This is a genomic window from Companilactobacillus mishanensis (assembly GCF_003946505.1).
Classification (GTDB): Bacteria; Bacillota; Bacilli; order Lactobacillales; family Lactobacillaceae; genus Companilactobacillus; species Companilactobacillus mishanensis.
In genome coordinates this window covers 197,602-215,496 of sequence record NZ_RHON01000004.1, presented here as the reverse complement: position 1 = coordinate 215,496, position 17,895 = coordinate 197,602, and the positions used below count along the sequence as shown (strand labels likewise).

Sequence of the window (17,895 nt, the reverse complement as noted above, 5' to 3'; positions counted from 1 at the left end):
CGAGACCACGGCTCGGGACGCCCGCACAGCAGGAAATCCCCTCAGCTCCGGAGACTGACCACTGCAAATATAACAATATAAATAAAATACTTTTCCAAAATAACCTCAAGCATGGTCTATAATTTATCTCAAGGAGTAAATAATTATGAATAATGTTGCCTTCACAGATAACCCTGAGATCCAAAAGAATCGCTGGTGGATCATGGCGTCTGTCTCAATTTTCACCTTTATGTCAACTTTGGATGCTAGCATCGTAAATATCGCATTGCCGGTAATGAGCAAGGATATGTCGATCCCAATGAATCAATCCGAATGGGTCGTATCCATCTATCTAATAACCATTTGTGCCCTGTTGTTGCTATTTGGAAAACTCGGCGACAATCACGGGAAAATTAAGATTTTTAAAATCGGCTCAATTTTATTCACGATTGGCTCATTATTATGTGGATTGAACTTCGGACTATTTCCATTACTATTCGCTCGAGCAATTCAATCTGTTGGTGCCGCTATGACGATGAGTGTCAACAATGGTATCATCACTGAAGTTTTTCCAATGCGTGAACGTGGTCGAGCCCTAGGTACTATTGGCTCATTCGTCGCGCTAGGTGCTATCGCCGGACCTGGATTAGGTGGAATTCTTCTAGCTCATTTAGACTGGACATACATTTTCTGGATCAACGTTCCGATTGGAATTTTGGCTATCATCTTTGGACAAAAAGTTTTACCCAAGGACGTCACTTTCAGCAAGGATAAAATTGACATCCCTGGTGCAACAACCTTTGCTATAACTATGGTCGCATTATTTATCGGCGTTTTTATAGGACAAGAGGTTGGCTTTGGAAAACCCAGCATTCTTGGATTATTCGCCATCGCCGCTATTTCTTTTATCGCATTTATATATCTCGAATTACACGTCGACAGTCCCATATTGTCCTTAAAATTGTTCAAAAGATTGGGATTCTCAATCAACATTTTCTGTGCATTATTAATTTTTATAACTAGCTTCTTCTTAAACGTAGTCGCACCATTTTATTTGCAAAATGCTCGTCATTTACCCGCAAACTATGCCGGATATATCTTAATGATTTTGCCAATATTACAAGGAATCATCGCCCCAATCATCGGTGGTCTGTCTGATAAAATTGGTCGGCATTTACTGACATTCCTAGGTTTATGTATCCTTACATTGAGCCAATTAGGTTTCATGATCACCACCCTGTACACTCCACTATGGCTGTTCATGGTCTTCATTGGACTCGTCGGATTTGGCTACGGAGTTTTCATGGCACCAAACAATACCTTGATCATGAGTTCCGTTTCGAAAGCAGAACTCGGAGTTGCCGGCAGTATCAACGCTTTAGCTCGAGAGTTGGGTATGGCTATTGGTATTTCCATCGCCACAACTGTTTTATTCGCGTCAATGAGCCATACAGCTGGATACAAAGTTTCAACTTATATTCCAGCACATCCCGAATATTTCATTTATGGTATGCATTCGGCATTCTTGGTTTCCTTGGTTATTTGTTTAATTGCTACTGTGATTTCTGGATTTAATTTCATGAATCATCGAGGATAGCGTGGCTCACTTCCGCTAGGAGGTTCCTCATTACGGGGGCGTCACGCTGTGGATTGAATTTGATCCAAAGTACGGTATCAAATTAACAACCTTTATCTAACCTTGGCTTTTGCCAAGCTAAGATAAACCTCATTTCGTTTAGACGGTAACATGATTTACATCATAATTATTTATACAATAAAACAAAAAACGCCGTATTCTTGTTAGTTTTTCTAACTTAAATATGGTGTTTTTATTTTACTCGTTGGCTTCTAACCAATTATTTAATGTTTTTAGATACTCATCTTTTTCATCAAAGAAAGCCATGTGACGGCTATGTTCGAATAACTTCCATTTTGTATTTGGTAGTTGATCATACATGGTTTTGGCTATCAAAGGTGTACATAAATCGTTGGTACCACTGGTTACTAAGGTTGCCACTTTAATACTTTTTAGTTTATCTGTATAGTCATAATTTTCTAAATTCCCTGTGGGATTATATTCATTTGGTCCCCAGGCAACTTGGTATGATCTGGTTCCGGTTTGCTTTTTTCTAGTCAAATATTCTGGCAAATCATCTGTTTTTGGTCCGATGGCATGTTGGTGCATATAGGTGCTATTGGCTTGTTTATACTCTTCTTTGGTGAAATCATTGGTCTTTTCTGCTTCAGCAATGGCTTCTTGATCTTGCTTCGACATGAACTTTATCAATCTATGTTGTTCCTGGGCCCACAACTTTGAGGAAGATAATGTGCTGGCTAAAATTAGGCTCTGGATTCCTGCTGGTTGGTGATCACACATATAAATTATGGCTAACATTCCACCCCAGGATTGCCCTAACAAATGTACTTTGTCCAATCCTAGATATGCTCGTAATTGTTTTAATTCTGACACCCAAGTATCTGCTGTCCACAAATTGTCATCATCAGGCATGTCTGATTTCCCGCATCCTAATTGATCGTACATTACTACTGGACGTCCAGTTTTTTCCGTCAATTCATCGAAGACCTCGAAGTAATTGTGTGTCGAGCCAGGTCCTCCATGTAAAAGTAATAATGGCGTTAAATCGGACTTCAAATCGCCTACTATTCGATAATATGTTTTATATTCGCCAAATGGCATATAGCCTTCTGTTATCTTCAAATCACTCACCTACTGTACTAGATGTAATTGATTTTCATCCCTGACAGTGACAAATATCCTTGAACTGTTACTTTTGGACTATCTTCACTTTTGTCCCTGAAGCCGACTTCTGTCACACTGCTTAAATCATTATCATCTAATTTTTCAATTACGTTCCACTCTTTAGGAACAAACAATTCCACGCCACCAAGTGAAACATCTACATTAATCATAGCAGATTCTTTAACAGTCACATTTTGAAAATAGACTTTCGCATTTCCCATTGATACATCAATATTGGCTTGTTTAAAATCCTCAGAGTTCACATATCTGACACTGCTACCCATACGAACTGAGACATCAATATATGAATCTTCAACAGTTTCAACATCAACGTCCACATCTCTGTGGTGTCTATGATTAAATCTGTCTCGATGGTGATTGTAATAATGACCGTGATTCCAATTTTCACCTTTCATCCAAGGACGATGTTTTGCCAAAAATGGGTGAAGTATCAGTGATAAACCAATACTTATCAATAATGCTGCTCCCAAAATTGTCCAAGGAACTAGGTAAGTAATGTGTAACGGCCCCGCATAAATTATTGCTAGAAATGCCAAGGAGAAGACAGCACCTGGAACGGCAAAGTAGACCAAACTCTTAATAAGTACGGCAACTAAAATAATTGTGAGAATTATCGACCAAATTCCTACTGTTATGCTGAATAAGTGCATTTGACTAGCGACTAAAACGCCTGCGCCAACTAAGAGGAACAAGCCCCAGAAAACGCCATTTCTATTTCTCATGGTTAAAACTTCCTTTGATTTAATCTATTTTTTAGCTCTTTTAAAAATCTTCTTGATACATAAATCGTCTTGTAAGAACTTTTGAATTGGATCAGATTTCCGGTTACCGAAGTGTTTAATGAGAGAATCTCATCCACATTGATGATTGAAGATTTCGATATTCTCAAAAAATTATCCGGTAAATTATTTTCTAATTCATACAAACGAAAATGGACCAGAAAAGCTTTGTCAGTTGTGTGGGCATAAATATTTCTATCGTTAGTTTCAAAAAATAAAATATCATTTAGAGATAATGAATAAACGGTATCGTCAATATAACCATTGATTTTACCCAACTTGGATTGAATCTCTTCAATATCTCTAATTATTTCCTTCAACTCGTCGTCATCTGCAGATGATCTAACGACAATTTCTTTCTCCGAATATTTCGGAGATATCTCTACCCTTATTTTCACAACCAACAACCCTTTCGCTAAAAGTATTACACCACAGAAAGTTTTCGTTGAATATACTATATGACTAAGTGGTCAAAATTAGTACATAAGCGGTTAAAAAAGCCATCCAACTGTAATAGTTGAATGGCTTCTTGCGATTATTGCATATATGATTTCTCACTACTAAATAAAAATTAGTTGGAGTTGGAAACGAGGACGCCAGCAGTGAAAGTACTGTTGGCGGTTTATTGCCTACAGTACTGGACGAGTTTTGAAATTTGCGGTCTCTGCGAAGTTCAAAATCGAGACCCGAGACCAAGGCTCGGGTCGGTCCCACAGCAGGCCTCCTCGCTTTTCACCACAGACGGCGGTTTATCACTACTCAACCAACCTCTAGTTAAATATACGGACACCAAATGATGGAGCAAAGCTAGATGAAGTGGAATCGATTTTTACATTAGTACCAGGACGTAGAGCATTCAAATACTGATTATTGCCGAGGTATAATGCGACGTGATAAGTTGCCCCAGCGGGACCCCAAAATACTAAGTCACCACGTTGAAGGTCATTCAATGAAACCTTTGTTCCAGCTGATTCTTGAGGTACAGTCCATGAACCGATGTTGTCACCAGTTACTTGACGGAAAACATATTGCATCAAGCCTGAGCAGTCAAAACTATCTGGTCCTTTAGCGTTCCACACATATGGTTTTCCTAATTGAGCTTGAGCAGCAGAGATCACATCTTCAATAGCAGCATCTTTTGACTTGCCGTTCAATGAAACAGCAGGACGTTTAGCTGCAATTTGGTTAGCAACAGCAGCGGGAATCCAGCCACCACTACTTAACTCGTACCAAATGCCATCATTTTCTTGAAGTGTTGATGAAACTTGTAATAATTTTCCAGTGGCAGCTGATCCTTGAGTACCTGAACCATAATTGTCGTTGTTGTAGATTTCAGTATCTTTAGCAACTCTTACCGCAGCAAAATTTGGATCCCAAGTATTTGCGGCTGAATCAGAAAATGATTCATTATTGATTTTTGTATAAGTACCATCAATCCATTGATTATTACCAATCAAATACCAAGCGTTACTGTTTGAATCGATAACCTTTTGAGAAAATTTCCATTGAGTTCCGTTAGCCAATTTTTGACCAGATGCTGACTTGTTGGCACCATAGCCATTGTACAAATCGATACCGTCAGAGGGAGCATACGCGATAGTGGCAACACCAGCGTTGTCGACTGAATCTGAAGAGGTATTGTTGTCACCATTTGAGACTTCAACATCGCCAGTTTTAACATATTCGTTAGTCGAGACACGATAGAAACTACCCATGTCACCGATTTGCACTTCACGGTCAAAATACCATGCAGTGTTTGGACCAAGCGAACGATTTCTAATTGTTTGACCATCTAAGTTATATAAAGTTGTTAGTTTTTAAGTATTAACAATGCCAGTTGTTGCAGCGTCGGCATTTGTTTGGCTGAATGCTAGTCCTCCAAGGATACCTAATCCTAGTGCCAATGAGGTTATAACCTTTTTATTCATATTTAATTTCTCCTTACCTGTATAAACGGGATAATTCACTTTAACCAGATTATCATCAGTTGTTGGTTTGTACAACTTAATTAATAATTTTTGATAAGTATAATGATTCCGTCTCCAGAGCTGGGAAATATTCTTCGGCTGTGCGCTTCCTTGGTCGTTCGTTGGCGTAGCCAACATTTTCAACAGTTGCGCACGCGCCATAGGCGACGTACGTTCCATGCTTTTTTGTTAGTCTTGAAATTACACAAAAAAAACCAGATTCATATAGAATCTAGCCTCTATTTTCTACCACTTATATTGAACGGGATTTTTAATGTACTTATCATAAACATCGCGAACGATTTCCATTTGTTCTGGTGTGAATGCTGGTTCATCGGCAGCGATAACATTTCTTTCGATTTGTTCTGGTTTTGAAGCTCCAGGAATTACTGTGCTGACGGCATCTGACATCAAGATATAACGTAATGCCATTTGTGCTAACTTGTCGCCTGCGTTAAGTCTTTCTTTTAACTCGTTTGCGGCTTTGACACCTGTTGCGTAATCTACTCCAGAGAATGTTTCTCCTGCATCGAATTCTTGACCATTTCTGTTTGTTGTACGGTGGTCATTCTTACCAAACTTAGTATCGAGTGTATACTTACCACTCAACAATCCACTGGCAAGTGGGACTCTGGCGATGATTCCGACATCATGATCCTTAGCCATTTTGAAAAAGTTATCAGCTGGACGGAGACGGAACATGTTGTAAATGATTTCGACAGATGAAATATCGTAATCAAGAGCTTTCATTCCTTCTTCAACCTTTTCAACACTGACACCGTAATTCTTGATTTTTCCTTCTTTTTTCAGCTTGTCTAAAGTGAAAAATGGTTCCGGATTGTAGAAAACTTCAGTTGGTGGACAATGTAACAAAACGTTATCAAGTGCATCAACATCAAGGTTCGTCAAACAGTCCTCAACATATTTTGTAATATTTTTTTCGTTATAACCACTGGCAACATGAGGATCAAGTCGACGTCCAACTTTTGTCGAAACGAAAACTTTATCTCCCTTGCCTTTGATAAATTTAGCCAAAGCACGTTGACTCTCACCATCTTGGTAGACATCAGCAGTGTCGAAAAAGTTTACACCAGCATCATAGGCAGCATCCAAAGTAGCAAGAGCATCCTTTTCATCAAAAGGATCTCCCCATTTTGAGCCCAGTTGCCAAGTACCTAGCGAAACCTCACTAGCATTAAAATTAGTTTTTCCAAATCTACGATATTTCATAGAACCCTCCTACAATCGTGTTGTATCAAGTTCGATGTTATCACTATAAAATTGGTTATACCAGAGTATAAACTTTAGGAATTACTATACTTAGTTAACCATCTGCTCATTAACATACTGTGCGTACAACTCATGGTCCTGCATTAATTCTTTATGAGTTCCATGGCCAGTCACAGTTCCATGTTCAATGAAGTAAATTTGGTCGGCATCAACGATTGTCGAAAGTCGATGTGCGATTACCAAGGTTGTTCGACCGATCATCAATTGATCCAATGCACGTTGAACTTTTTCTTCGGATTCTGAATCCAAACTGGCGGTTGCTTCATCTAGCATTAGTATCTTTGGATCACGCAAGAAGGCACGGGCAATGGCGATTCGTTGCTTCTGTCCGCCTGACAATTTGACACCTCGTTCGCCAATTTGTGTATCTAGCTTTTCTGGAAAATCATTTACGAATCCATCTGCATATGCCAAAGATAATCCATGCCACAACTCATCATCGGTCAAAGTTGTATTCAGTCCGTACTGCAAATTGTCACGGATTGTTCCGGCAAATACTGCGGAATCTTGTGAGACATATCCTATCTGTGATCGCCAACTTGATAAATCAATACCTTGAATATCTTGTGTTCCAACGTAAACTCCACCATCATCTGGTTGATAAAATCTTTCTAGCAATGCGAAAATTGTCGATTTTCCACCACCACTTGGTCCTGCGAAAGCTATAACAGTGTTGGGTTTTGCTTCAAATGAAACGTTATGTAAAATCTGATTATCAGCATCATAACTGAAACTTACGTCAGCCGCTGTAATCGTCTTTCCTTCAACATCGACTGATTTGCCAGTTGAATTGATCTCTGGTTCTGTTCCCAACATCTCTTGGATTCTTTCGGTTGAACCCATAGCTTTTTGGACTTGTGAGAAAAATGTTGCAAAGCTGGCAATCGGTGTGATGATGTTGAATAAATATAGTAGGAAGGCAACGAGTGAGCCACTTGAAAGTGTTCCTTGTTGGATTCTGACGGCACCATATCCGAGGATTCCCACGAACATTACTAACATTACAGTCGTCATAATTGGTTGTAAAACAGCTTCAACTTTGGCATCTTTAACACCAACTTTGAAAATACGGTCGATGAATCCACTACCAGTTGTCTTTTCAAAATCTTCACCATTGCTAGATTTGATCAGACGTACTTCTGATAATTTTTCACTAACATCAGCATTGAAATCAGCTGTGGCCGCTTGTAACTTGCGACCTAATCGAGACATGATTCTTCCGATAGGCAATAAAATTGCTACAAAATTTGGCACTGCCGCAAACATCAATGCGGCCATCTTCCAGTCCATGAAGAATAAAATGATCATCGAACCGACTAATTGAATAGCTCCAGTTACAAAGTTTGGAAATTGTGATGTGATCAAATCCTTGATAACACTAGTATCATTGACCAAGCGAGAACTACTTTCACCAGATTTATGATCATCAAAATAACCTACTGGTAACTTCAATAAATGTTCCCATAATTTTTCACGAAGAGTTTTTACGGAAGTTTCACCGACATATCTGAGAATAAAGCCGCCAATAGTTCCGAATCCTAGCTGGATTGCGAAGGCGACGCCTAGGACAACAATCATCTTGCTGTCAATTTTTGACAAGCTACTGCTGTCGACTAATCCTTTGGTCAACTGCGGAACGATCAAACTTGCGCCACTCGTGACTAAACTCAAGAGCATTCCTAAAACAAACAGTCCTCTTTTAGGATTAACACTATTTATCAAACTCAAGAAATCGGTAAATTTGAACGTCCCATTTCTTTTTGGCAAATCGCCATGTATCATTGCTCCATTATGCATTATTTTAACCTCGTTATATATTATTCGGTACCGAACTTAAATTGCAAAAACGAGTATACTTCGGTACCGAAAGAAATGCAAGTGGATTACTCAATTATTTTTGAAATTATACTTTTGGTATATCATGTAGGTATAAAAAAGGAATGGAGTGTGGATGATGAAAAAAGCTCTGGTCGTTTTAACTAATGTAACTCGTTACAAAGGAACCGATGATCCAACTGGATTGTGGCTCGGCGAAGCTACCGAATTCGTTGAAGAAATTCAAAACGCTGGGATCGATGTTGACTATGTTAGTCCTAAAGGTGGCTTCGTACCGCTAGATCCACGAGGCATGAAATATGTCGACGCTTCAATTATGAAAATGTATGAGAGTGACGATTTTCAACAACGGGCATTAATGCATTCCATGAAACCTACTGAAGTAAATCCTGACGATTATTTTGCGATTTACTATACCGGTGGACACGGCGTTATGTGGGATTTCCCAATGAATTCTGAACTACAAAAAATAGCCCTCTCGATTTATCATCAAGGTGGCTATATTTCATCAGTTTGTCACGGTATCGCCGGACTATTTAATATTAAAGATGACAATGGTGAATACGTTATTAAAGGAAAAAACATCACCGGTTTCACTACCAGCGAAGAAATCCTAGCCGGCAAGAAAAAAGTTGTCCCATTTTTGAATGAAGACCTTGCTAAACAACGTGGAGAAAATTTCCAAAAGAAACGTGCTTATAAAGAGTTTGCTGTGCAAGACGGACACTTGATCACCGGTCAGAATCCCTTCTCACCCCGTGCTGTCGCAAAATTATTATTAGCAGCTGTGAACTAAACAAACAACCTACTGTCACAATGGAATCCTTGGTTATATGGAGCATCGATCAAGGTCATTTCACATGATTTAGAAACTTTATGATCCATCATTTTTTCAATCAATTGACCCTGATCATCAAAATACCGGCCGATATTATTTTCTAAGATAATATCGGCTTTTTCATTGGCATTCATAAAAATTTGGTCGTATTTAATGCCGGCCAGTTGTAGAGCTTTAGTAGTTTCCGCAAATGCACTCTCACGTCTAGCGGTGATAATAACTATTGGGCAATTTTGTGCTGCTAAACGATGCGTCAACTCGACTGTCTTTTTCAGTGGTTTACTATTCAAATTGACATCGTCTTTTATTTTAGAAAAGATTTCATACTCTTGATCCTCAGTCAGTCCAAAAGTTTCAGCCATAGAATATTTCGTCATATCTTCAAATAATATTGTGTGACCAGTTATCTGACTGAATCGTTTTAATATCAGTTTTATGGAGAATAATGTACCGTCAAGATCAAATCCAAATGCAGGCCGTTGCTTGTCGAAATCACTCATCATCAAAATATACTCCCCAAATATAGTTATGGTTCAAGTTGTCTTTAAGTATATCATTCTGAGCACATTACAACTATGCCAACTTCACAAGATAAAAACTAAAATATCAATGTATAATAATAGTAATTGATTTAATATTGGAGAAATAATGATAAGTAAATTATGGACTAAATATAAAGATACCATCCCTTATTTGATTTTTGGCGTACTGACAACTTTAGTCAACATCGTACTGTTCTGGCTGTTCCACTACCCTATGGGAATAAACTACCAAATCGCCAACGTGATTGCCTATTTCCTATCAGTAGTCTTCGCCTATGTGACGAATAAATTGTGGGTCTTCAACTCACATACAGATACATGGCGGGCTTTCTGGATCGAAATGGGTTCGTTCTTTTTATTCAGAGCAGGATCATGGGTCTTCGATCAGGGAACAATGACAATTGGTGTTTCCTTGATGAAAGCTAATCCGATGATTACTAAAGTAATTGCGACAGTTATCGTTGTGGTATTAAATTATTTCTTTAGCAAATTTATAATCTTCAGAAAACGTGAAAAGATAGACCAAGGCAGTCAGAGATTAGAATCAGAAGATACAAACAAATAAGCATTCACCAAATTGGTGGATGCTTATTTATGATTATTTTGAATTCAGTATCTTTTGCCTAGTCTCCATCAATTGCAGGCATACGATTTGCAACATCTTGAACTACTTGCTTTTGAGCAGGTGTTGAATAATATTTGTCTATTAATTCCTTCTTACTTATTGTATGTTCAATCCGTTCTTGCTTATAAGTTGGTGTGGTAGAGCCGTATGGTCTGACATAATAATGAATATTGTCGCCATCAATAGAATATCCTACTGTAGAAACTGATGTACCGATTCCAATCCAATACTTATCATTATGTGTATACACACCAAGCATTGGCTCTTTTTCAATATCATCATCAGGCATTGTAAGTTGATGGACCATTACACCAAGCATTTTAGGATCCGAAACGTCTTCGTTTGAACTCTTATTGTTTGAACTACTTTGTTTTGAACTGTTATTAGAAGTTGATCCAGTAACATTTCCGGCTGATTTTCCATCAGCAATACGTGCGAAACTTGTCTTAACTTTGTTATTTGATGTTTCAGCCAAACGAGGATTGCCATCGCGTGTTTGATCAACCAAGGCAACTGGTTTGCCATTATGGAAAGCAAAGAAATACGTAATATGACTTGGAAGTGGAGGAACAGTTCCAACATAATTGTAGATTGCAACTACGTTATATTCGTTGTTGCCTTTACCAGTCTTGCTCCAACCTATCGAAGCATTAGATCCGTTAACAGTCACTTTATTCAAGTCCTCAGGATATTTGATTCCGGTTGAAGTATCCAGTGAATTTTTACCATCATATTTTGTATATGATTGATTCATTGTTGGTCCCCATTGTCTCATAAAACTACTTAACTTGCTGTCCTTCTTATTGTCCCAAAGTATTGAAGACTTCTTTGGACTAGAAGTTGTTGAGGTTGTATCTGTTGAAGATTTCTTAGCAGAAGTACCATTTTGAACTGGTACTGATTTAGTGCTGTTACTGCATCCAGCTAATAAAAATACACCAAATGCTAGAACAATTAGCAATCGCACATTTTTTATTCTCACGATTAATTTCCCCTTTAATATAGTTTCCCTAAATAAGCATAAGTTAAGTCTAAATTAATGAAATCCGTAATTCAAGATTATTTATAATTATATTTATATAATTCCTCAAAGTAATAAAGCAACCACCTCGATCTAGTGATTGCTTTTTAATATTAGCTATAAAAAACTTGTTTATCTTCTCTTCTAAAATATGGAATCAAAATTATCAATGTGATCGATAAGCACACTACAAAATACCAAATTGTAGGCATAGTGAAGCTTGAATGTGGCAATAAATATACCACCAAATCTTGTACAAGATGGATAAACATTGGCCAAAGTATTGTACCGGTAGCGATGTATAATGCTGCATAAACCATTCCCATTGAGAATGCGGTAATTATCTCTCCCCAGCCCAATTGATTAGCCAACATGGTAATTATATGCATGGCACCAAACAAAACGCTGGAGATAAATATTGCTAAGAGAGTCCCCCAAACACCTTTATCCTTTGCCAAGTGTAGCAAGGCTATAAGAACGATTCCGCGAATAAAGTATTCTTCTGTCACGGCGGATCCAATTGAATAACCTATTCCTGTGACATACATTTCGAAACCTGAATTTGTCGAGAATAAATAAATCATATCCCCAACAATAAATATCAATGCAGGAATTTGTTCTTTCCACGGTACCTTCGACTTGAAATGGATTTCTTGATGAACCCATTCTCGATTGATGTATACGTAAAGGATCATGATGATTATGTACTGGATGTATGAGCCGTACACTTCTGGTATATGTGCAACGCCTGAAACTATTTCTAGCAAAATGTTTACCAATGCTGCTAAAAAGAACATCCCCACAGTAAACAAAATTATCGACCAATATTTTTTTAACATAATTCTTCCCCCAAATCATGCTACAAGTATAATATTATAATTATATAACTTTATAGTAGGTTTAATATTCACGTGAGGATGATTTCTATGAAATACCCAAATATACTTTTTGATTTAGACAATACAATTTTCGATACTAAAGAAAATGCTCGACTTGCATTGCGTAAAATGAAAATCGCCAAAACTTTTCCGTTCAACGAAGACCAAATACACTGGTGGTTCCAAGTAAATGATTTACTGTGGGGCCAATTTGAGGACGGCACTATCACCCGTGATCAATTGTTAGACAGACGCTTCAATACATTCTTCGGGAAATATGACATTCATGTTGACAGTGCGAAATTTGAAGAAGAATTTCAGTATCTATTTGCGTCTGAACACGAATTGATGCCGAATGCCATAAACATGTTGGACACTGTCAGCAAGGATCATCACCTATTTGTCGTCTCCAATGGGACAAAATTCAAACAATATACTCAACTTGATGGCGCAAATATAACTAATTATTTCGACAAAATTTTCCTATCTGAAGACATTGGCTATAAGAAACCTGACGTTCAGTTTTTTGATGCTGTAAAAGCTGACCTTAATGAGAATGACAATTCAAAAATGCTTGTCGTTGGCGATTCTTTGAGTGCCGATATTGATGGCGCCAACCGTTCTCATATTGATAGTGTCTGGTATGACACCGAGCATGAAGCTAACAATAGCGATATCAAACCAACTTATACTATTGATGGACTTAATGAATTGTTGGATGTTATTTAAATTATTAAGAAGTTATATTTTCAGTAAGTGATATAATTATTTTCATTGATATCATAACTTTAATGACACCAATTTTTTTAAAATTATTGGAAGGTAAACTATCATGACTGAAAAAAATAACCAACTTGATGAAGTTAAAGCTTTGATCAAAAAATTGTACAACTCAACAACAAATGAAGAATTACGAACTCCATTACTGAAGGCTTATAATCGTCTTGAAGATGGAGCAGATGTTGGGGATATTGCAGCACATGCCGCCAGTGCAGTAAACTACCTTCGAAAAGCTGACAATCTTACACTTTCTTCAGAACAAGAAGATACCTGGCGTCAATTGAGAGACATGGGAACCGCTGATGTTTTATATCACGATCCCAAGAATAATCTTTTGAATTTAGATGAAATGTAATTAAAACTACACGAAAAGGGACTCTGAATATAACATTCGGAGTCCCTTTTAAATTTATGCATAGAATTTTTCAAACTCAACTTTAAGGTTTTCCATTCCTTGTTCAACAGCTTGATTGATATCGACTCCATTTGTTTGCAAGCCTTCGATTCTGGCGATTGAAAACTTATCAAAACTCATCAATTCTTCAAACATACTTTTTAGATACATTCTTGAAAATTCTAGTGGTGTGTATCGATCGTTATTAGTGTAAATTGAGCCACTGGCCTGCAACAACAAAGCTTTGTAGTTGTCTGTCATCAATCCAACTGAGCCTTCAGCGGTATATTTAAATGTCTCGTGAGCCACCAAAACATTATCAATATAATCCTTCATTTTCGATGTCACATTAAAATTATGTAGCGGTGAAACAATCACAATACGATGATGTTCCTTGAATTGCGCGATTAAATCCTGATTAATTTGGAAAATTCGACTTTCCTCAGAATTTAACGCGATGTGCTTAGATTGCTTGTCCCAGATGCCAAGTAACTGATCAGTCGTCAATTGTGGGATTTCCATATCATAAAGATTGATTACATCCATCGACTCGTTTGGAAATTTTTCTCGGAATAATTTCATAAATTGATTCTGTAATTTAATAGAATAATGATCCCCGTTTCGGAAATCTGGTTGTGCGTTAATGATTAATGTCTTCATATTTAATTTATCTTCCCTTCTCAATATGAATATCTTACAATTTAAAGGTGTCAGGGTATGTCACCTTTAAATATATTGAGGTAAAAAATGAATAAATCTGAAAGACTCAACCAAGAACTAATTTTTCTCAGTAATAAAAATTCTTTTCATATAAATGATTTGACCAACGAATTTCAAGTTTCAAAACGGACTGCACTCAGAGATATCAGCGATCTTGAAACCATGGGTCTATCACTGTATGTGGAAAATGGTAGATACGGCGGCTACCGGCTGATTAAAAAGGAATTGCTGGTGCCGGTTATATTCAACCTTGAGGAAGTGAGTGCCATCTTCTTTGCTATCAAAGCACTGACGTTGTTGTCATCCACACCATTTGAAAAAAATTATCAGCATATTTATGATAAATTGCTATCAACTTTACCTACATCTCAACAAGATTATATCGAAAAGTTGCAAGAAAGCGTCAGCTATTATCGGGTACCTTCAATTTCATCGTCCAACTTTTTGAAGACAATTTTAGACTCAATCGTCGATGAAAAAGTCATCGATATAACCTATGAGACGGCAGAAAATCCCGTTCGACAAATCCAAGTATTCAACCTGCTATATCGTAACGGAATTTGGTTTTGCGATGCTTATGATATTAATCGAAAACAATGGAACACCTATCGCTGCGACCGAATTATAGCTTGTCAGATCAACGCTGAGATTACCGACACGTACTCGAGGATACAACTGAAAAAATTTCAAATTGAATATGAGAAAACTTATCACGACATCCCCTTTCAATGTGAGCTGACCAAATTAGGAGAAGAATTATTTCAAAAGAACAACTATCCTAACATGCGGGTCAAAAAGGAAAACGGGAAAATATTGATGTACGGTGGCTATAATCGAGAAGAGTTTGATTATATGGTCGAGTATCTGATTTCACTTGGGAAAAATGTCAAAATCAATTATCCAGAAGAGCTACAGCAAGCTTATTTAGGTGAATTGAAAGGAATAATTGAGTCCTATTAAAAAAGGCAACATATCACTGTTCAAAATAGAACAGTAACAAGTTGCCTTTATAATATTATTTATGAAAACTAACGTGATATCTCTTTCGTTGATAACTAAAGCCCTCACCAATTACTTCATGAGCATTCAGTACCGTGACAAAAGCCTTAGAATCAACGGCCTCAATCATCCGTTTCAATTGTGGAACTTCACGTGGCTGAATAATCAGATAAATAATCTTCTTTTCATCATTGTGAAAGCCACCCTCGGCGTTCAAATATGTAAAACCACGATCTAAGTTCTTATCGATCTCCTCAGCAATTTCTTGATATTGATCAGAAATAATAAACAAAGCTTTGGCACGATTAGGACCTTCTTGGACAAGATCAATCATTCTAGCCAACAAGAAACTAACAATCAGCGAATACATAATGTGATAAAAATCCAAGTATGAGAGTGAGAGGAACAAGACCAGATAGTCCATGATCAGCACACCCTTACCAGATGACAGGCCAAATTTCTTCTGACCGACCCGTGCCATAATATCACTACCACCAGTTGTACCATTGTATCGGAAAGTCAGCCCAATTCCGAGACCAGATAATACACCGGCAGCAAGAGAGGAAATCAATAAATCATGTTGAAATGGTAATGGTTTGATGAAAGGTTGATGTGCCCAAAACAGAAGGAATACTGACAAACAAACAGTTCCATAAAGTGTGTAGAACATAGTCCGCTTGCCTAGATATAGAAATCCGATGAAAATCAGTGGAATGTTCAGGATCAACGTACTAATACCAGGGTTGATGTGAAAGAAATATCTGATAATCAAGGTAACACCACTAAGACCACCATCAGCCAGACCGTTTGGAATGGAGATCATGTCCAAACTGAATGCATATATGGCACAGCCTATTGTGATCATTAATAGTTCTAAACTGTTATGTTTGTTCCACCACTTTAGATTCATATTTTCTCCCCTAATACAATCGTTTGCACTATTTAAAATATCGTGTACTCAACTATTTTTAATTATAGTATAGATAAATCAGTTCTTGATATAGATTTCAAAATGTCATTACTATTTTAAATCAGTTAAGGCATATGTTCTCTTTGGAAACTTTATAATCATCAAAGTCTAAATATTTTTTATTTATAGAAATTCCTGAGTAAAACAAGGGACACTCATCATCAAATCAATGAATGCCCCTTTACGGCGTTTAAAAATTATATTTGTTTTCTTCGGATTAATTTTTGACCACTTCACATCAATATTAAACGTTTTATATTTTGAATGTTTAAAACGTTGATTCCAACATCTCAATTGAACCTACAACACATTTTTATAATTCCAAAGCTGATTATTTTAATTATTAATTGAAACGAATTAATCAAGTGTTGATGATATTGTTATTTTCCTCGGATCAGTAAATTGATCTCCATCATTTATCAATGAACATGTACCATCTGAACCAACATATACTTCGCCACCCTCAGATATATCTCCTGGAGTATGAAATATTTCGATAAAATTACCATTACCTTCTGGTCTTGGCAAATTAAATTCAACTTCCTCTCCTTTTACTTGCCTTATATATTCTTTTGCATAATATACTGCATTTTCTAATGTAACCTTTGAAGAACTTTTAGGTTCAACTTTCGACTCACTTGGAGTGATATTGTTCGACTTATTTACTGGTGGATTTTCTACTTTATTCTTCTTTTCAATGCTTGACTGGTTCGTACTAATTTGTTGATTAATCTTTTTCTTTAACTTTGATAATTCAGTGTCTGAATAGACAACAGTGCCCTCCTTATCAATTCTTCTCAGCAAATCACCTAGCTGATTATTATTTTGATCTAGATCGTCTTTTTGTCCAATCTTTGAATTTCCCGAAGTTAACTTATTCAATGTATCACGATCAAGCTCTACAAAATATTTTTTACCACTAGCAATTCCCTTTTTGTAAATATCGACACCTTTGTTAGATTTTTGTTTAGAATATAAGTATTTATCAAAATTATTTTCCAGAGATTTTAGTTTTTCAAACTTTCTATCTTCATTTTTTTCATTTGATACGCTTTTTACATCTGCATGAATCTTAGATATTCTGTTGGAATTCTGTGGATGATCATGACTTATTTTTGCATTAAGTGTACTCGTACATCCTGTGATTATAGACAAAAATATTACGATAATACCGATATATACTGATTTTTGTAATTTCATTTAGATTTATACACTTTTCTTAGTGTAATCCCCTTTTTCAAAAATATGATTAATAGTTCAATTACTAAACCTCGTACCAATTGATCCCCTACTACATTTCAAAATTTATTCACTCAAAAGGTATTTTTTCAGAATATCAATTTAATGTGTAAATTCAGTAAATTTATTGTAAATAATTTCATTTTTATGTAAATTTTTATCCAAAAAAGCCACATCAATAATTGATGTGGCTCAAATCAGTTAAAATTTTTATTCCCACTCAATAGTGAGATAACTCTTGAATATATTGTACTAA

At 36.7% G+C, this 17,895-nt stretch carries 18 protein-coding genes; 6 read left to right on the top strand and 12 right to left on the bottom strand.

Annotated elements, in window-relative coordinates:
- Positions 1 to 145 precede the first annotated feature (145 nt).
- Positions 146 to 1,576: an MFS transporter gene (locus tag EKM63_RS06440; RefSeq protein ID WP_125704882.1), complete on the top strand. Its 1,431-nt coding sequence runs from the start codon at positions 146 to 148 to the stop codon at positions 1,574 to 1,576.
- A gap of 237 nt (positions 1,577 to 1,813) precedes the next feature.
- Here the strand turns inward: EKM63_RS06440 and pepI are convergent, their stop codons facing one another.
- The 6 genes from pepI to EKM63_RS06410 all read right to left on the bottom strand — a co-directional run bounded on the left by pepI (position 1,814) and on the right by EKM63_RS06410 (position 8,594).
- Positions 1,814 to 2,698: a proline iminopeptidase gene (gene pepI, locus EKM63_RS06435; protein ID WP_125704880.1), complete on the bottom strand. Its 885-nt coding sequence runs from the start codon at positions 2,696 to 2,698 to the stop codon at positions 1,814 to 1,816.
- Positions 2,699 to 2,715: 17 nt separating this feature from the next.
- On the bottom strand, positions 2,716 to 3,483 hold the full coding sequence (locus tag EKM63_RS06430; RefSeq protein ID WP_125704878.1) for a LiaF transmembrane domain-containing protein: 768 nt from the start codon (positions 3,481 to 3,483) through the stop codon (positions 2,716 to 2,718).
- 2 nt (positions 3,484 to 3,485) lie between these two features.
- Positions 3,486 to 3,938: a LytTR family DNA-binding domain-containing protein gene (locus tag EKM63_RS06425; protein ID WP_164504920.1), complete on the bottom strand. Its 453-nt coding sequence runs from the start codon at positions 3,936 to 3,938 to the stop codon at positions 3,486 to 3,488.
- Positions 3,939 to 4,310: 372 nt separating this feature from the next.
- Positions 4,311 to 5,270: a C40 family peptidase gene (locus tag EKM63_RS11570; RefSeq protein ID WP_318530631.1), complete on the bottom strand. Its 960-nt coding sequence runs from the start codon at positions 5,268 to 5,270 to the stop codon at positions 4,311 to 4,313.
- A gap of 483 nt (positions 5,271 to 5,753) precedes the next feature.
- Entirely contained in the window at positions 5,754 to 6,737 is a 984-nt protein-coding gene (locus EKM63_RS06415) for an aldo/keto reductase (RefSeq protein ID WP_125704874.1), read from the bottom strand.
- A gap of 90 nt (positions 6,738 to 6,827) precedes the next feature.
- The gene (locus EKM63_RS06410; RefSeq protein WP_125704872.1) at positions 6,828 to 8,594 is read right to left on the bottom strand and encodes an ABC transporter ATP-binding protein; all 1,767 of its coding nucleotides are present in this window, start codon (positions 8,592 to 8,594) and stop codon (positions 6,828 to 6,830) included.
- A 157-nt stretch (positions 8,595 to 8,751) separates the two neighbouring features.
- Between EKM63_RS06410 and EKM63_RS06405 the strand changes: the two genes are divergently transcribed.
- Positions 8,752 to 9,429 (top strand): type 1 glutamine amidotransferase domain-containing protein, encoded by a 678-nt coding sequence (locus EKM63_RS06405; protein ID WP_125704871.1) that lies wholly within the window; start codon positions 8,752 to 8,754, stop codon positions 9,427 to 9,429.
- On the opposite strand, the gene EKM63_RS06400 is transcribed toward EKM63_RS06405, so the two are convergent.
- Positions 9,426 to 9,974, bottom strand: coding sequence for an HAD family hydrolase (locus EKM63_RS06400; RefSeq protein ID WP_225418269.1), 549 nt, complete (start codon positions 9,972 to 9,974; stop codon positions 9,426 to 9,428). The genes EKM63_RS06405 and EKM63_RS06400 overlap by 4 nt on opposite strands.
- A gap of 145 nt (positions 9,975 to 10,119) precedes the next feature.
- Here EKM63_RS06400 and EKM63_RS06395 point away from each other — a divergent pair, with 145 nt between their 5' ends.
- On the top strand, positions 10,120 to 10,578 hold the full coding sequence (locus EKM63_RS06395) for a GtrA family protein (RefSeq protein ID WP_153383911.1): 459 nt from the start codon (positions 10,120 to 10,122) through the stop codon (positions 10,576 to 10,578).
- A gap of 58 nt (positions 10,579 to 10,636) precedes the next feature.
- Here EKM63_RS06395 and EKM63_RS06390 read toward each other — a convergent pair whose 3' ends face one another.
- Positions 10,637 to 11,620, bottom strand: a complete 984-nt coding sequence (locus tag EKM63_RS06390; protein ID WP_225418268.1) for a DUF4767 domain-containing protein — start codon at positions 11,618 to 11,620, stop codon at positions 10,637 to 10,639.
- Between the two features lie 152 nt (positions 11,621 to 11,772).
- Positions 11,773 to 12,498 carry a CPBP family intramembrane glutamic endopeptidase gene (locus EKM63_RS06385; protein WP_125704867.1) on the bottom strand — a complete coding sequence of 242 codons (726 nt, stop codon included), beginning with the start codon at positions 12,496 to 12,498 and terminating at the stop codon, positions 11,773 to 11,775.
- Positions 12,499 to 12,585: 87 nt separating this feature from the next.
- On the opposite strand from EKM63_RS06385, the gene EKM63_RS06380 reads away from it, so the two are divergent.
- Together EKM63_RS06380 and EKM63_RS06375 are read left to right on the top strand one after the other, a co-directional pair.
- Positions 12,586 to 13,266, top strand: coding sequence for a YjjG family noncanonical pyrimidine nucleotidase (locus EKM63_RS06380; RefSeq protein WP_164504919.1), 681 nt, complete (start codon positions 12,586 to 12,588; stop codon positions 13,264 to 13,266).
- A 103-nt stretch (positions 13,267 to 13,369) separates the two neighbouring features.
- Positions 13,370 to 13,672 carry a bacteriocin immunity protein gene (locus EKM63_RS06375; protein WP_125704863.1) on the top strand — a complete coding sequence of 101 codons (303 nt, stop codon included), beginning with the start codon at positions 13,370 to 13,372 and terminating at the stop codon, positions 13,670 to 13,672.
- A gap of 54 nt (positions 13,673 to 13,726) precedes the next feature.
- Here EKM63_RS06375 and EKM63_RS06370 read toward each other — a convergent pair whose 3' ends face one another.
- Positions 13,727 to 14,371, bottom strand: a complete 645-nt coding sequence (locus EKM63_RS06370; protein WP_125704861.1) for an FMN-dependent NADH-azoreductase — start codon at positions 14,369 to 14,371, stop codon at positions 13,727 to 13,729.
- An 87-nt stretch (positions 14,372 to 14,458) separates the two neighbouring features.
- On the opposite strand from EKM63_RS06370, the gene EKM63_RS06365 reads away from it, so the two are divergent.
- On the top strand, positions 14,459 to 15,391 hold the full coding sequence (locus tag EKM63_RS06365; protein WP_125704859.1) for a helix-turn-helix transcriptional regulator: 933 nt from the start codon (positions 14,459 to 14,461) through the stop codon (positions 15,389 to 15,391).
- Positions 15,392 to 15,446: 55 nt separating this feature from the next.
- Here EKM63_RS06365 and EKM63_RS06360 read toward each other — a convergent pair whose 3' ends face one another.
- Together EKM63_RS06360 and EKM63_RS06355 are read right to left on the bottom strand one after the other, a co-directional pair.
- Positions 15,447 to 16,340, bottom strand: coding sequence for a YitT family protein (locus EKM63_RS06360; protein WP_125704857.1), 894 nt, complete (start codon positions 16,338 to 16,340; stop codon positions 15,447 to 15,449).
- A 417-nt stretch (positions 16,341 to 16,757) separates the two neighbouring features.
- Positions 16,758 to 17,600: a hypothetical protein gene (locus tag EKM63_RS06355; RefSeq protein ID WP_125704856.1), complete on the bottom strand. Its 843-nt coding sequence runs from the start codon at positions 17,598 to 17,600 to the stop codon at positions 16,758 to 16,760.
- Positions 17,601 to 17,895 lie beyond the last annotated feature (295 nt).

What these genes read in the sequence shown, in the direction of transcription:
- EKM63_RS06395 (WP_153383911.1), top strand. Translation starts at nt 10,120, where the DNA reads ATGATAAGTAAATTATGGACTAAATATAAAGATACCATCCCTTATTTG.
- EKM63_RS06430 (WP_125704878.1), bottom strand. Translation starts at nt 3,483, where the DNA reads ATGAGAAATAGAAATGGCGTTTTCTGGGGCTTGTTCCTCTTAGTTGGC.
- EKM63_RS06370 (WP_125704861.1), bottom strand. Translation starts at nt 14,371, where the DNA reads ATGAAGACATTAATCATTAACGCACAACCAGATTTCCGAAACGGGGAT.
- EKM63_RS06385 (WP_125704867.1), bottom strand. Translation starts at nt 12,498, where the DNA reads ATGTTAAAAAAATATTGGTCGATAATTTTGTTTACTGTGGGGATGTTC.
- EKM63_RS06415 (WP_125704874.1), bottom strand. Translation starts at nt 6,737, where the DNA reads ATGAAATATCGTAGATTTGGAAAAACTAATTTTAATGCTAGTGAGGTT.
- EKM63_RS06355 (WP_125704856.1), bottom strand. Translation starts at nt 17,600, where the DNA reads ATGAAATTACAAAAATCAGTATATATCGGTATTATCGTAATATTTTTG.
- EKM63_RS06400 (WP_225418269.1), bottom strand. Translation starts at nt 9,974, where the DNA reads ATGATGAGTGATTTCGACAAGCAACGGCCTGCATTTGGATTTGATCTT.
- EKM63_RS06410 (WP_125704872.1), bottom strand. Translation starts at nt 8,594, where the DNA reads ATGCATAATGGAGCAATGATACATGGCGATTTGCCAAAAAGAAATGGG.
- EKM63_RS06405 (WP_125704871.1), top strand. Translation starts at nt 8,752, where the DNA reads ATGAAAAAAGCTCTGGTCGTTTTAACTAATGTAACTCGTTACAAAGGA.
- EKM63_RS06365 (WP_125704859.1), top strand. Translation starts at nt 14,459, where the DNA reads ATGAATAAATCTGAAAGACTCAACCAAGAACTAATTTTTCTCAGTAAT.
- EKM63_RS06380 (WP_164504919.1), top strand. Translation starts at nt 12,586, where the DNA reads ATGAAATACCCAAATATACTTTTTGATTTAGACAATACAATTTTCGAT.
- EKM63_RS06375 (WP_125704863.1), top strand. Translation starts at nt 13,370, where the DNA reads ATGACTGAAAAAAATAACCAACTTGATGAAGTTAAAGCTTTGATCAAA.
- EKM63_RS06440 (WP_125704882.1), top strand. Translation starts at nt 146, where the DNA reads ATGAATAATGTTGCCTTCACAGATAACCCTGAGATCCAAAAGAATCGC.
- EKM63_RS06360 (WP_125704857.1), bottom strand. Translation starts at nt 16,340, where the DNA reads ATGAATCTAAAGTGGTGGAACAAACATAACAGTTTAGAACTATTAATG.